The following is a 13329-nucleotide window of genomic DNA, read 5'->3' as shown; positions in this document are numbered from 1 at the left end:
AGGGGCCTTCTGCCATTGCAGAAGGCCCCTGTTTTCATGCCGCCGGAATGCTTTGCTCAAATTCCAGATTGTCAAACCCTGTCAATTCCTGTGTGGCGCTCTCGCGGGGATAGTATTCCACTTTCACCTGATCGCCCTCTCTTGTCAGCGCAAGCTCGTCGGAAAGACTTCCCTGTACGCTGAACAAAAGCTGCGGCTCTTCGGCCAGCACCAGATAATAAGCAGTTCCCGTCGGGTTGTACTCGCTGCCGATGCGAAGCACCGTTCCCGTCAGCTGCTCCTTCTCGGTACTGACATTGCCCACCAGCTGACCGGCCGGGCTGGACTGAATGGCTTTTTCATAATTGAGCCGCGCCTCGCTGATGCTCTCGCCCACCGCCACGGTCTGATAATCCTCAACCGACACGTAGGCATACTGCTTGATCAGTCCCTCGGTGTCCTTCAGCGTCATAAAATAAGTCGGCACACCGTTCATATTCACGATCAACGGGAAAGCAGCCTGGTAACCGTACTGCTGCACCTTGCCCTGTGCCGACTGCTGCGCCGCCATTTCCGTAGCGCCGCTGATTCGATACAAACGCGGTTCTTTGGTCACCATGTCCACCATTACAAACCCGATGGCGCTCTCGTCCGCGCCAACGCTGGTCAGGCCAGTGAACAGATAACATCTTCCGTCGTTGTAAATGATCGTCTGGCCGGGCGAAGTCCGGTATTTGTCCTTGTCGCTGAAGTTCAAATATCCGTGCACATACTCGCCTTTGTTGTTCAGCTGCGTCATGATAAAGTCCTCGGGCTGAACACGGTCCACCCATTCCGGCAGCTGATCGATGGCATATGTTTCACTCTCGCCGGTGGCACAGTCAAGCACCACCGCGCCGGTCGCCTCCGGAAGCGAGAATCCCCGCAGATACCGGTAGGTGGTAATAACCCAATACGGCCGCCCGGTGTCGTCCAGCTCAAAGCTGTAGTCAGTCAGTCCGGTAAAAGGCGCCGCAGTGAAGCGGGCATAGAACAGAAGGTTCTGCCACAGATATGCGCCCGGCTGGTATTTGATGCTGTACCCATCCACGTACTCCACATCCTGTGGATTGGTGGCCGACACCGTCACATAACCCGGCGTTCCGCTCATATTGGTCAGCCATTTGAACAGCCCGGAATGATACGTCGGCACAGCCCACAGAAGCTCGCCGTTCACCTGCTGCAGTGTCGGTTCTCCCAACACTACCTGGCTGCCCAAGCTGGGCCGCTCGCCCAGCTTTTTATCCGCCAGCTTTTTGGCCATCTCCTCATCCACAATGGGAAGTTGGCTGACGTCCACTGTGTCGAAATCTTCGGCAAAATTCATTTCTTTCAGTTCCGGCATCTGATCACGGAACGCATTCACCTGAAAAAGAACAGATGAACCGATGCTTACCAGCGCAAACGCGCCCCACAGGATGCCCACGATCACAAATGGCCAGCGGCGGAACTGTGCGTGGCGCACGAACGAGATTCGAACGCCGCCTGTCCCCTGCTGCATGACAAACCGACCGATTTTGTCCACTGTAAAAATCGCGAACAAAAGTGTAAAAAGCACACAGTATGCGAATGCCGCTTCGGGATACAGCGGGTTCAGGTTCATGTGATTGAGCAACACATAAACAGCGAACAACGCCACCACCAGCGCCGCCGCTTTGCTCTTCCAATGTTTCAAAAAAATGCCTCCTCTGTCAAGGATGGTTTCGAAGCGTTTGCTTCAATGATAAGTATTATACCGTCCCTTACAGAAAAGCGGAAGAGGAAATCGTCAATTTTTTGTCAAGACTTCGCCTTGTTTTTGAAATGTCTCTTTCAACACCTGGTGAAATGCCTGATGCAGACCGGTAGCGGCCAGACCGCTGAACATTCCCTGCAGCAGCACCAGCGGAGAGAGTTCTCTGCCCATCCATACCGCCAGCACCGCCCCCAGCACCGCGCACACCGTAGGGATATACTTGTGGCCGGTATCTGCGATCCAGCGTTTCAGAACAGTTCCCACGCACAGACAGATGCCTGTGATAACCGGAATCAAATAATCCGACAGAAATGACAACTCCATCTCGATCCCTCCTCATGATCACTGCTACTATCATAAGCTTTTCGCCCGGATTTTATGCCGCCCTCTCTTTTTCAGGCACAGACCAAGCCGAGGACTGAGCCCCGAGAGAATCTCGTTGGTGATGGTGCCGCATCTGCAAGCCAGTTCTTCCGCGCGAATCTCCTTTGCGCCGTCCTTTCCGATCAGCGTCACCACATCGCCGGTACACACGCCGGGGATTCCGGTCACATCCACCAGCATTTGATCCATGCACAAGCGTCCCACCATAGGCGCATATTCTCCCCGTACCAGAACACGGCCGCCCCGCTGGGGCAAAATGCGGGGGATCCCGTCCGCGTAGCCGATGGTCACTGTCGCCAGAATCGTTTTCCGTTCTGCTTCAAATGCAAGGCCGTAGCCCGCCACATCACCTGGCTGCAGACAGCGAACCGTCGCTACGCGGGCGCGCAGTGTTAAAACCGGGCACAGCGGCACGGGATTTTTCCCGGCAAACGTTCCGCTGTAAACCCCGTACAATGCAATACCGGCACGCACCCAGGAGCAGGAAATCGCCGGCTGATTCAAAATGCCGTAACTTGCCTGCAAGTGCACTTCGCCCGGATCGATTCCTTCTCTGCGAAGCTGCTGAATCGTTTTCCAAAACAAATTCGTCTGCTGTTCCGTATACATTTGCTCGGGCGTTGTCGTTCCGTCTGCAGCGCAGAGATGCGAAAACACCCCCTCTATCCGGAGCCCCGACATGTGAAAAATACGGCGTATGGCAGGAAGATCCTGCGCCGGTACCCCCAGCCGGTGCATGCCCGTATCCAAAGCCAGATGTGCGCGCACCGGCCATCCGGAAGCCGAAAGTGCCGCCGCATGCGCTTCGTCGACCACTGTCTGCGTCAGGCGCCAGCGTGCCAGCAAAGGCGCCTGCGCGGGGTCGGTATAGCCCAAAATCAGAATGCGGCCCCGAATGCCTGCGCGGCGCAGCGCAATTCCTTCGGACAGACATGCCACTGCCCATCCGGTCACTCCTGCTTTCTGCAGCGTTCTTGCCACCAAAACAGCTCCGTGACCATATCCGTCGGCTTTTACCACCGCCATCACCGCACTTCCCGCCTGCTCTTCCAACGCGCAGACGTTGTGCACAAGCGCTTTCCCGTCAATCTCCCTCCAGGCACGCGCACCGCACGGAATCGACCGCGGCTTCAGCCTCATCATGCACACTGCTCCTGCAAAGCTGAGAAGCGCAACCGCGCTGAAATGAACCAAGCTGTTTTCTACCAGAAGGACTTGCACACCGCACAGTTTTGCCGCTCCGCGCACCGCAACAATGCACCAGGGATGGATGATGTAGACCCACATGGAGCACGTGCGCATCGGCCGACTTTGCCCCCTGTTCCACGCAAGCAGTGTTCCGAACAAAAAAAGCATGCACACCGGCAAGAGAAGATACATACTGTCGTGGCGCTGTACCCCCAAACCGTGCAGCCACAGCGCTTCCACGCTCATGGCAGTCAGCGAAACAACAAAACCGACTGCTCCCGTTTTTCGATTCAACTTCGGGCAAAACATGCCCAGCAAAAGGAACAGCGGAGCGAAAAACAGGCCGTTTCTTGTGTAGCCAAACAGCGTGAAAACACCCTTGTAAAACGCATGGACTGCCGGGAAATCAGCTAAAAAGCCGTAATAACTGTCTCCGCCCAGGCCAATGAGATACAGCAGCCCCGCTGCGCAAAAGGCCGGAATTGTTCCCAGCTTGCGAAGCAGGCATACCAGCGGTACCCCCAGCAGCACTGCCGGAAAATACCACAAGTGATAAAAGGTTCCTTCCAGCAGGAACTTTCGCATCCAATCCAACGCTGAAAATGTTCCCGCGTACCAGTTTAAAGGCAGATACAGCAGTGCAGCACCCGCATAGAGCAGCAGCGTCCGCTGCCAGAAACGCCGGGGCGTCTGCCCCAGAAAGCGCCCCGTTATCATGAAGAAAAAAGGAACCGCTACACGGGCCAGCACGCGGGTAAACCAGAAGTCCCCCAAATCACTGACCGAAGCCAAAGGCGACGTGTGAATCGCAATCACCAAAACCGCAGCCGGAATGCGAAAGGCATCCAGTGCAGGGAACTTTTTTTCGCTCATGCCCGCCACCTCCAGACGGTCAGGATAAAGCCGCCGCAGTTATCTCCGGACACTTGTACCAGGCCGTCGGGCACGTCCGCCACGGTTTTCGCACCGCTTTCCGGAACGTAAAATACCGTTGCCTGCACGCCGCCGAGCTCAAGGTTTACCGGTCCCTGTTTCAAAAAATCTGAATACTCCTCAAGGCACAGATCCCGGCTCTCCAAAATCTGCGCATGGGGCGCTCCCACATAACGAAAATGCCAGGGTTCTTCCGCAATTCCGGTTTGCTGCCGCTTATGCGCGCGGTATCGCTGTACAAATCCCCAGCGCACCGACTGCGTGCGAAAAGCCCGGCACACTCCCTCCTGCGGAAAATCCGGACGGATAAAATCAATGGACTCCGCCGCTTTGCCCAGATCGATGGCCAGACCGGTCTGATGCTCGCTGCAGCCGGGATGAGCTACATAACTCTCGGTGAAGCAGGCGCCTTCTTTGCGCATGGTGTCATCCCATATCTTTTTCTGTTCCTGCGCACTGCGCCATCCGGACACCGGAACAATGGTTTCCCGGCCGCCCACCAGGCGGACACACTCATTGAAAGCAGCGGCAGCATGCCGCTCCATCTGCACGCCGTTTCCCACATTTATCAGTTCGATTTTTTGTGAAGAGCGCAGCGGATGCTGCCGGTTGACCACCAGCAGCGTGCCCTCCCGCACCTGTTCGCGCAGCAATACCATCCGTCTCATCTTTCCAGCCCCAGTTCCACCAGATTGCCTACTAAAGCGTCAAATTCGATTCCCGCGCCCTTCATCATATTGGGATACCGACTGTGTGCGGTAAAACCGGGGATCGTATTGATTTCATTGAATACGATTCGCTTGTCCGGGGTGAAGAACAAATCCACACGGGCAAACACACGGCACCCCAGCGCCCGGTACAACGTTCTGGCTGCCTGCTGCACCCGACAGGTATCTTCTTCTGACAGCCGGGCCGGACAGTGGATCTGCGATGTTTTCAGCGTATATTTTTCCTCATAATCAAAGAATCCGCCAGACAGTTCAATTTCATCCACAAGGCCGGTGAACAGTGTTTCATTTCCCATCACCGCGCAGCCTACCTCGAACCCTTTTATTTCCTGCTCCAGCAAAATCCGGTCATCGTGCTCAAACGCGGCGTTTACCGCCTGGTGCAGTCCATCCGGACCGCTTACACGGGTGATGCCGAACGAAGAACCGGAGCGAACCGGCTTTACAAACAAGGGCCATCCGATTCGAAGTGCCGCGCGTTCGATTTCCGCAAAAGAAGCGTCCCGCCCAAACGCCGCGCTGGCCGGCACTTCGATCCCCGCCAGCGCCGCCAGTTTGTGGGCACGGTCTTTGTCCATACACAGCGCGCTTGCCAGTGTGCCGCATCCGACCAGCGGAATTCCCGCCAGTTCTGCCAGTCCCTGCACCGTCCCGTCCTCACCGTTTTTCCCGTGAAGCACCGGAAAAAGCACATCAAACGAAAAGTTCATGCGATGGTCCGCATCCACAATCAGCTTGTGCTCTCCCCGATTCAGAGAAAGTGTACAGGGACTGCAGAACAGCCGGTTGGCACACCAGCTTCCGTCAGCAATTTTTTCCAACGGGCCATGATAGTACAGCCACTCACCCTGCCGGGTGATGCCCACGCTCAGCGCCGCATAGCGGCGTGCGTCCAGATGGTTCAGCACAGCAAAGGCCGACTGCAGTGAAACCTCATACTCTGTGGAACATCCACCAAACAAAACAGCTACAACCGTTTTTTCCATTGCAAAAACTTCCTTTCAGCGCACAAAGGCGGCGCTTTGATTCGATGCCTTTATGGTATCAAATCAAAACGCCGCTTCTTTTTCAGCTTTCCTACTTCTTCAAAAAGAAATTCTTGCAAAAATCTTACAGGGTCGGATCCTGCATTGCCGCCGGGACTTGCCCATATGTCGCAAACGCGGTATACTGAGGATGTATTTTTACTTTGAACCGATTAGGAGGGACTGACAGTGAAACGGACAGACTATATTTCCTGGGATGAATACTTCATGGGCATCGCGCTTTTGAGTGCTCAGCGTTCCAAGGACAACTCCTCTCAGGTTGGCGCCTGTATTGTGAGCCGGGATAACAAAATTCTTTCCATGGGATACAACGGAATGCCCATTGGCTGCCTGGATGACGATATGCCCTGGGAGCGCGAGGGCGAGCCTCTGAAGACAAAATACATGTATGTATGCCACGCTGAATTAAACGCAATTCTGAACCATGCATCCGGAACCGGAAGCCTGCGGGGCGCACGCATTTATACCACGCTGTTCCCTTGCAACGAATGCGCCAAGGCGCTGATTCAGAGCGGGATCTCGAAAGTGATTTATTACAGCGACAAGTACGCGGACACAGATTCGGTCAAAGCATCCAAACACATGTTTAATCTGGTAGGCATTGAATATGAACCCTACCAGCCCACCGGCCGCAGTGTCACCCTTCCTTTATAAAAAAGAAAAGCTTCGGGTCCATCCGACCCGAAGCTTTTTTCTTTACAAACGTGCTTCGTTCCACTCTTCGTACAGCTTTTCCGCCTGTCTGGCCATCTGTTTCAGCTCTTTGTTGGGCCGTCCGCCGGCGCCCTGCACCAGCAGTTCCAGTTTTTTCACAGCAGTCATCAGCTCGTTGAAAGCAGCCAGCGCACGCGGATCCCTGCCAGCGGGCGCCTTCTGGCGCGCCACACCTTCGGTGCGCACCACAAAAGTCCCTCGGGCAAGGTCGTAAGAGGTTCCGCTGTAAGGCGCCATGGCCACATAGCCCAGTTCTTCACACAGGCAGCGAACAAACGCCACACAGCTTTCATCGTCGCCATGGTTGATGAAAACCTGCGCCGGTTTCGGTTCAAAATTGCCAAGCCAACGAATCAGGCCGTTTTTGTCCGCGTGGCCGCTGACACCGGCCAGCACCCGGATTTCGGCGTTCACCGCAATCTCTTCGTCAAAAATCCGAACATGTTCAGCACCTTCCACCAGCGCACGGCCCAGCGTTCCTTCCGCCTGATACCCCACAAACAGGATGGTGTTTTCCGCATGCCAGAGGTTGTGTTTCAGATGATGACGCACACGACCCGCATCACACATACCGCTTGCCGACAGAATCACCTTGGGCGCCAGGTCCAGATTGATTGCCTGAGAATCCTCTTTGGACAGGCTCATCTTCAACCCGTCAAACCACAGCGGATTGACGCCCTTTTCCAGCAGTGCGCGCGTTTCTGCATCCAGATTCTCCGCCGGGCACTGCATGAAAATTCCGGTTGCCTCATTGGCCAAAGGACTGTCCACATACACCGGGAAACCATCGTGCCCGTGAACGAGCCCTTTCTTCTTGATTTCCCGGATGAAATAAAGCATCTCCTGCGTGCGCCCTACGGCGAAAGACGGAATGACCACTGTTCCGCCCCGGTCAAAGGTCGTCTGCAAAATTTCAGCCAGCGAACCGATGTAATCCGGGCGTTCTCCGTGCAGGCGATTGCCGTATGTGGATTCCAGAACCACATAATCCGCCTCGCGCACAGGCTGCGGGTCATTGATGATGGGCTGGTTGATGTTTCCCACATCGCCGCTGAACACAATCTTTTTCTGAACATCCCCTTCGGTCAGCCACACTTCAATCGCGGAAGACCCCAGCAGATGACCGATGTCTGTAAAACGAATGGACACATTTTCAGAAACCTGAATCTGCTTTTCATACGGGCAGGGCCGAAACTGTTTCAGAACCCCTTCTGCGTCTTCAAGCGTGTAAAGAGGCTCCACCTCCTGCCGGCCGGCGCGGCGTGATTTCCGGTTTTTCCATTCGGCCTCGCTCTCCTGAATGTGCGCACTGTCCCGCAGCATGATCTCGCACAAGCTGTCCGTGGACTCGGTGGCGTACACCGTACCGCGGAACCCTTTTTTATACAGCAGCGGCAAATGGCCGGAATGGTCGATGTGCGCGTGGGTCAGCAGGACAAAATCCACGCGGGATGCCTCTACCGGAAGAGGTACGTTTTCAAACCGGTTGACTCCCTGTTCCATACCACAATCCACCAGAAATACCGTCTGGCCAATTTCCACGAGAGTACAGCTTCCCGTCACTTCATGAGTTGCTCCGATAAATGTGATCTTCATGCGCACACTCCTCCTTTTGGATTCATCTCTGTTTTTATTGTAACACGCTTTTTTCTGCTGCGCCATGGGCTGGACAACGCAAAAGGGCGGATTTCCATCCGCCCTTTTGCTTATTCATTCAAAAGATACCGTTCCACCGCTGCAGCGACGCCGTCTTCATCGTTGGACAGCGTAATTGCGTCAGCCGCTGCTTTGGCCTCCGGCTGCGCGTTGGCCATGGCCACGCCCAGTCCCGCATACTGCAGCATGGGCATGTCGTTCAGCCCGTCTCCGCAGGCCATCAGCTGTTCCCTTTTCAGCCCCAGCTGGTTTAAAAGGCGCTCCAGTGCCGCACCCTTCTCAATACCCGGCGGCGTTGCCTCCATGAAAAACGGCTCCGAACGGAAAATGTTCAGCACACCTTTGAAACGCTCCTGCGCCACAGGCACAAGGCCGGCCAGATAGTCGCCCTCGCCGGTCAGCAAAAACTTTGTCACCGGGTAGGTGACTTCTTCTGCCAGGTCCTTCACACCGATGGCCGGGACATGATTGATGCGGCATTCCAGCTGAACGTATGGATCTTCGGGGCATTCCGTGACCACGCCCCGCTCGTTGTATGTCAACGCCACAATGCCGTTTTCACGGGCAAAGGCACACAGCGGTGCCACCACCTGCCGGGGCACCTGCTGCTGAAACAGCGTACACCCGGTCGCACAGTCGATGATCTGGCCTCCATTGTACGCCAGAATGTAGCCGCCGCGCTTGTCCAGCTCCAGCTGCCGGGCCAGCGGCCACACACCCACTGCGGGCCGCCCGCTGGCCAAAAGCACCTTTACGCCTTTGTCCATTGCTTTTTGCAATGCAGTCAGCGTGGCCGGAGTGATCTCCTTTTGGGAGTTGGTCAGCGTTCCGTCCAAATCCAATGCCAAAACACGATAGTTCATTCTTCTCCACACTCCTCTTCTCTTCGCGTCAGCGCCGGCCCCCATTGCTCCAGCAGCCGTTCCATGGACCAGGCCGCATTGGCCGGGCTGGTGCTCGGCAGACGAAGCACCTGAACGTCCGGCAGACGGTGATATTGCACACACAACCGGTAGGCGGTCGCACCGTTGCATACAATCCGCTCGATCGGCGCCTGCCGACACAGCCACGCAAGATCCGTCGGCACCACATCACGGATGCTTGCATCCGACGCGCCCGTGATGGTACAGCTTTCGATGGTATCCCAAAGCGCCAGATCATTGTCGCAGATAAGCCGCGTTTTCTGCTCAATGGTTTCCGGTGTCGGCGCATGCATAAGCGCCGCCAGCATCGGCCAAAATCGATTTTGAGGATGCCCGTAAAAGAAGCCCTGCTCCCGGCTTTTGGGGCTCGGCCATGTTCCTACGATCAAAATGTTCGAACGGGCTGTATAGACCGGATCAAACGACATTTCTGCGCCCTCTTTACAAAAAGAATTCTTCAATGACTCTGGCTGCGCCATCCTGCGCTGCATCCGGCGCTACCAGATCTGCCGCCGCGCGCAGCTGCGCAACACCGTTGGCCATCGCCACCGCCGTTCCCGCCGTTTGGAGCAGTTCCAAATCGTTCAGACCATCTCCGAATGCCGCCACCTGCTTCCACGCGATTCCCCGTTCTGACAGAACGCTGTCCAACGCGCGTGCCTTGTTGGTGCCGGGGCGCAAAATATCATGATGAATGCCGTGGAACGGGACGAAACGAAGCCCCAAATAACCGTATTTCTTCTGAAAACCAGCGATATCACATTCTTTTAACAGCGCACTGGCCCCATAGGGCATACTTTGCAGATGACGCACCTGATCTTCCCCATCCAGCAAAAAATGATGGTTGTTCTGGTGCGGCTCCGCATAGCGGACAAAGGCCTCGTACTCCACATAGGCATGGTAGCCGTCCTCAAAAATGAAATCCAGCGGAATCTCATAGTCTTCGCAATAATCTACCAGCGCATACATTTCCTCGTCGGTCATCCGGTTTTCATGCACCGGCGCACCGGTCCGATCTACGATCCAGTTTCCGTTGGCCGCCGCGAAGAGATCGGGGCGAAAGCCGCCCATCACCGCCTGCGCCGCAAACAACGCGCGTCCCGTAGCCACAATTACCAGCGTTCCGCGCTTTTGCAGCGCCTGCAGCGCGCTGACGGTGCGCCTGCTCAGCCGCGTCGCGCCCGCCGGCAGCAGCGTGCCGTCAATATCAAATATGGCTGCTTTGCAATTCATACGATCCCACCTTTCGCCGCAACAAGGAGTATACCAGAAAAAACGCCGGCGTACAAGCAAAAAGCGCCTCCGCGCGGACGCGGAGGCGTTTTGCCGTTTATTTTGTTTTGACGCCGCCGATGAAGATGTGCTCCGGATGCAGCGTTTCGTCCAGGACCAGCACGTCGGCGCGCTTGCCCTCGGTAATACTGCCCAGCTCTTCAAACAGGCCGATTGCCTTGGCCGGGTTGATGGTGGCAGCCTTCAGCGCGCTCTCCAGCTTCACGCCGAATTTCACCGCACGGCGGAAGCACTCTGCCAGGCAGGTGGCGCTGCCGGCGATGGTACCGTCTTCCAGCGTCGCCTTACCGTCCGTCATATAAACGGTCTGGCCGCCCAGAGAGTATACGCCGTTGGGCATGCCCGCTGCGCGCATGGAATCGCTGATCAGGCAGACGCGATCATCGCCGAACCACTTGAACACGCTGCGCACTACCGCCGGATGGAGATGGATTCCGTCAGAGATCATCTCCACGTGCTCTGCGTCGTCCGACGCAGCGCCCACCACGCCCGGGTCACGATGCGCAAACGGCGGCATGGCGTTAAACAGGTGGGTCACATGTGTTGCGCCGGCGTCAAAGGCGGCTTTAGCCTGATCGTAATTGGCCGTAGTGTGCGCAATGGAGACCACGCACTTTTTGCTGGCCTGCTCGATGAACGGCACAGCCCCGTCCAGCTCAGGCGCCACATCGATCAGCTTGATGTTCTGACCGGAGACCTCAAACAGACGGTCAAACATGTCGATATCCGGGTCCACAATGTACTTTTCGGCCTGAGCACCTTTTTTCTTCTTGGAGAAGAAGGGGCCCTCCATGTTGATGCCGCGCAGGACAGCGCCGCCGGTTTCCTTCCCCACATAGGGTTTTGCCACTTCGAAAATGGAGGTCAGGATCGGCTCATCAAACGCCATGGTGGTGCCGCAGAAACTGGTCACGCCTTCGCTGCCCAGGTACGCGCTCATGGTTTCAATGTGCTCGGCGCCACCGTCGCAGAAATCCGAACCCTTGGAACCGTGGATGTGAATATCCACAAAACCGGGAGTCACATATTTTCCCGTTGCGTCCAGTTCTTCATCCCCGTGCAGTGTGCCGGCCGGTGCCACCCGGACGATTTTTCCGTCCGCCAGTTCCACGTCTGCAGCTTCAAAGCGAGCATCCTGCGTAAACACAAGACCGTTTTTCAATATCATCATCATTCACTCCTGTTCGCTGATTTTTTACGAGTGCGATTTTCTACTTTCATTATATCAAAAAACAGTCTGTGTCAAATCCTTTTCATCAAAAAGAGCCGATCGTGCTAAAAGTGCGCATCATTGCACACAAGGTTCCCCGGCTGTGCTCTCGGCATCCGTCCAGTCAATGGTATGCGCCATTACGCAAACCTTCATACGGCGTGATTTGCAGGTGCCCCGTCCGCATCCCTCGTCATCCGGGTCCTCGGGCAGAATAAACGTTACCGGCCCCACTTCAATATCCATGCAGCTCTCCTCAAAATGAGCCGGTACGGTGATTGCCTGGAAGCCCCGCTGTTTTTCCATGCCGGAGCAGTTCACTTCCGTCAGAATGATTCCCACCGCTACGCGCTTGCCGGGGCACACATTTTTCAGCGTCATCCGAAGCTGAAGCATCCGCCCCTGGTTGTGCAGTGCAATGTCGCCCAGATCGCAGCTGACACGCTCTTCACAGGCCGGCATGCACAGCTCAATGGGCTCGCAATCGGGCTCGGGCTGCGGGCTTCCGCCTTCCACCACAGTAGGGTCGGGGAAACGCACGTCCTCACGGGCGTCATCGGTAAAGCGAATGCTTTCGTTTACGGGAATAACCCCTGTAAAGGTTCCTTCATACCGCACGGTAAAGGTCAGCGAAGCCGTTTGCTCGCCGGTTTTCCCCAGCACCGGGATGCGCCAGTTCAGCGCGCGGGGCGAGAGCTGCATCACAGTTCCGAACTCCGGTGCAGCGATATCGATAATCACGAATCCTTCGCTGACAAGCTCTTCAATCAAAATGTTCTCCGCGCCCGGCTCGGAGATATCTTCTGCCACATCTTTAAACAGCTGCTCCAGCTCCGCCGGTGTGGGAGAAACCCGCACATATTTACTGGACGGAGTGGACGCCCATGCGCGCAGCGTCTCCTCGTTGATGCCGTCCGTTCCCACAAGACCAATGCAATAGATCTCCACACCGCTCTCCCGCAGCGCCTGCGCCACGGGCGCAGGGTCCGGACCTACCGTGGGTTCGCCGTCGGTGAACATGACGCAAATGCGGCGGCCAGTCGTACCCAGCATAGCCTGTGCCTGGCCGAAGGCAGCCGCCTGATTGGTGTTGCCCTGTGCCTGCAGCGCCTCAATGGCGGCATCCAGCTGCGCCACCGAAGTGGTCAGCGGGCTGTCCACCGTGGCGCTCGCCGCAAAGCTGATCACACCGATCTCGCTGCCGCCCAGCAGTTCGCTTCCGTCCGGAGAGCCGGTGTTTTCCGCGATGATGCGAACGAAGTCCTGCGCACCGTCTTTCAGATTTTCCAGTGCCTGCCCCCGCATGCTGCCGGAGCGATCCAGCAAAAGCGCGATCTTTACCGGATCACTGATGATCGTTGGCTCCGCGGTGACGGAAAGCGTCACCTGCATGGTGTCTCCAAATGCGAGAGAGGTTTTGTTTGTTGTTTTGTTTGCACTTGTAATAGGCATAGTAGTCCCCTCACCTTTCTGTATTGGACGTATGTTCTGCGTCCTGGTG

At 56.2% G+C, this 13329-nt stretch carries 12 protein-coding genes; 1 reads left to right on the top strand and 11 read right to left on the bottom strand.

The window, feature by feature from the left end:
- Nucleotides 1-34: 34 nt before the first annotated feature.
- The 5 genes from ACKTS9_RS16835 to vanG all read right to left on the bottom strand — a co-directional run bounded on the left by ACKTS9_RS16835 (nt 35) and on the right by vanG (nt 5972).
- Nucleotides 35-1693: a hypothetical protein gene (locus ACKTS9_RS16835; protein WP_349214314.1), complete on the bottom strand. Its 1659-nt coding sequence runs from the start codon at nt 1691-1693 to the stop codon at nt 35-37.
- A 93-nt stretch (nt 1694-1786) separates the two neighbouring features.
- Complete coding sequence (locus ACKTS9_RS16830) at nt 1787-2077, bottom strand: phage holin family protein (protein WP_349214313.1); 291 nt, start codon at nt 2075-2077, stop codon at nt 1787-1789.
- 30 nt (nt 2078-2107) lie between these two features.
- Complete coding sequence (gene vanT, locus ACKTS9_RS16825; protein WP_349214311.1) at nt 2108-4198, bottom strand: serine racemase VanT catalytic subunit; 2091 nt, start codon at nt 4196-4198, stop codon at nt 2108-2110.
- Nucleotides 4195-4926, bottom strand: coding sequence for a D-alanyl-D-alanine carboxypeptidase family protein (locus ACKTS9_RS16820; protein WP_407881869.1), 732 nt, complete (start codon nt 4924-4926; stop codon nt 4195-4197). The genes vanT and ACKTS9_RS16820 overlap by 4 nt, the downstream gene beginning before the upstream one ends.
- Nucleotides 4923-5972: a D-alanine--D-serine ligase VanG gene (gene vanG / locus ACKTS9_RS16815; protein WP_349214308.1), complete on the bottom strand. Its 1050-nt coding sequence runs from the start codon at nt 5970-5972 to the stop codon at nt 4923-4925. The genes ACKTS9_RS16820 and vanG overlap by 4 nt, the downstream gene beginning before the upstream one ends.
- A gap of 228 nt (nt 5973-6200) precedes the next feature.
- Here vanG and ACKTS9_RS16810 point away from each other — a divergent pair, with 228 nt between their 5' ends.
- Nucleotides 6201-6686, top strand: coding sequence for a deoxycytidylate deaminase (locus ACKTS9_RS16810; RefSeq protein WP_349214307.1), 486 nt, complete (start codon nt 6201-6203; stop codon nt 6684-6686).
- Between the two features lie 42 nt (nt 6687-6728).
- On the opposite strand, the gene ACKTS9_RS16805 is transcribed toward ACKTS9_RS16810, so the two are convergent.
- The 6 genes from ACKTS9_RS16805 to ACKTS9_RS16780 all read right to left on the bottom strand — a co-directional run bounded on the left by ACKTS9_RS16805 (nt 6729) and on the right by ACKTS9_RS16780 (nt 13280).
- Nucleotides 6729-8342 carry an MBL fold metallo-hydrolase RNA specificity domain-containing protein gene (locus ACKTS9_RS16805; protein WP_407881868.1) on the bottom strand — a complete coding sequence of 538 codons (1614 nt, stop codon included), beginning with the start codon at nt 8340-8342 and terminating at the stop codon, nt 6729-6731.
- A 110-nt stretch (nt 8343-8452) separates the two neighbouring features.
- Nucleotides 8453-9265 (bottom strand): Cof-type HAD-IIB family hydrolase, encoded by an 813-nt coding sequence (locus ACKTS9_RS16800; RefSeq protein ID WP_349214304.1) that lies wholly within the window; start codon nt 9263-9265, stop codon nt 8453-8455.
- Entirely contained in the window at nt 9262-9753 is a 492-nt protein-coding gene (locus ACKTS9_RS16795) for a DNA-deoxyinosine glycosylase (protein ID WP_407881867.1), read from the bottom strand. Before ACKTS9_RS16795 ends, ACKTS9_RS16800 begins: the two co-directional genes overlap by 4 nt.
- A 13-nt stretch (nt 9754-9766) precedes the next feature.
- Entirely contained in the window at nt 9767-10558 is a 792-nt protein-coding gene (locus ACKTS9_RS16790; RefSeq protein ID WP_407881866.1) for an HAD family hydrolase, read from the bottom strand.
- A 97-nt stretch (nt 10559-10655) separates the two neighbouring features.
- A complete protein-coding gene (nagA, locus tag ACKTS9_RS16785; RefSeq protein ID WP_407881865.1) occupies nt 10656-11789 on the bottom strand; it encodes an N-acetylglucosamine-6-phosphate deacetylase in 1134 nt (377 codons plus the stop codon).
- Between the two features lie 117 nt (nt 11790-11906).
- Nucleotides 11907-13280, bottom strand: a complete 1374-nt coding sequence (locus tag ACKTS9_RS16780; protein WP_407881864.1) for a vWA domain-containing protein — start codon at nt 13278-13280, stop codon at nt 11907-11909.
- Between the last annotated feature and the right edge of the window lie 49 nt (nt 13281-13329).

The organism is Owariibacterium komagatae, assembly GCF_045865535.1.
GTDB classification, from domain to species: Bacteria; Bacillota; Clostridia; order Oscillospirales; family Ruminococcaceae; genus Ruthenibacterium; species Ruthenibacterium komagatae.
The sequence above is the reverse complement of the archived record's forward strand: the minus strand, read 5'-3'. Positions and strand labels throughout refer to the sequence as shown.

What these genes read in the sequence shown, in the direction of transcription:
- ACKTS9_RS16800 (WP_349214304.1), bottom strand. Translation starts at nt 9,265, where the DNA reads ATGAACTATCGTGTTTTGGCATTGGATTTGGACGGAACGCTGACCAAC.
- ACKTS9_RS16820 (WP_407881869.1), bottom strand. Translation starts at nt 4,926, where the DNA reads ATGAGACGGATGGTATTGCTGCGCGAACAGGTGCGGGAGGGCACGCTG.
- vanG (WP_349214308.1), bottom strand. Translation starts at nt 5,972, where the DNA reads ATGGAAAAAACGGTTGTAGCTGTTTTGTTTGGTGGATGTTCCACAGAG.
- ACKTS9_RS16790 (WP_407881866.1), bottom strand. Translation starts at nt 10,558, where the DNA reads ATGAATTGCAAAGCAGCCATATTTGATATTGACGGCACGCTGCTGCCG.
- ACKTS9_RS16830 (WP_349214313.1), bottom strand. Translation starts at nt 2,077, where the DNA reads ATGGAGTTGTCATTTCTGTCGGATTATTTGATTCCGGTTATCACAGGC.
- ACKTS9_RS16805 (WP_407881868.1), bottom strand. Translation starts at nt 8,342, where the DNA reads ATGAAGATCACATTTATCGGAGCAACTCATGAAGTGACGGGAAGCTGT.
- nagA (WP_407881865.1), bottom strand. Translation starts at nt 11,789, where the DNA reads ATGATGATATTGAAAAACGGTCTTGTGTTTACGCAGGATGCTCGCTTT.
- ACKTS9_RS16780 (WP_407881864.1), bottom strand. Translation starts at nt 13,280, where the DNA reads ATGCCTATTACAAGTGCAAACAAAACAACAAACAAAACCTCTCTCGCA.
- vanT (WP_349214311.1), bottom strand. Translation starts at nt 4,198, where the DNA reads ATGAGCGAAAAAAAGTTCCCTGCACTGGATGCCTTTCGCATTCCGGCT.
- ACKTS9_RS16795 (WP_407881867.1), bottom strand. Translation starts at nt 9,753, where the DNA reads ATGTCGTTTGATCCGGTCTATACAGCCCGTTCGAACATTTTGATCGTA.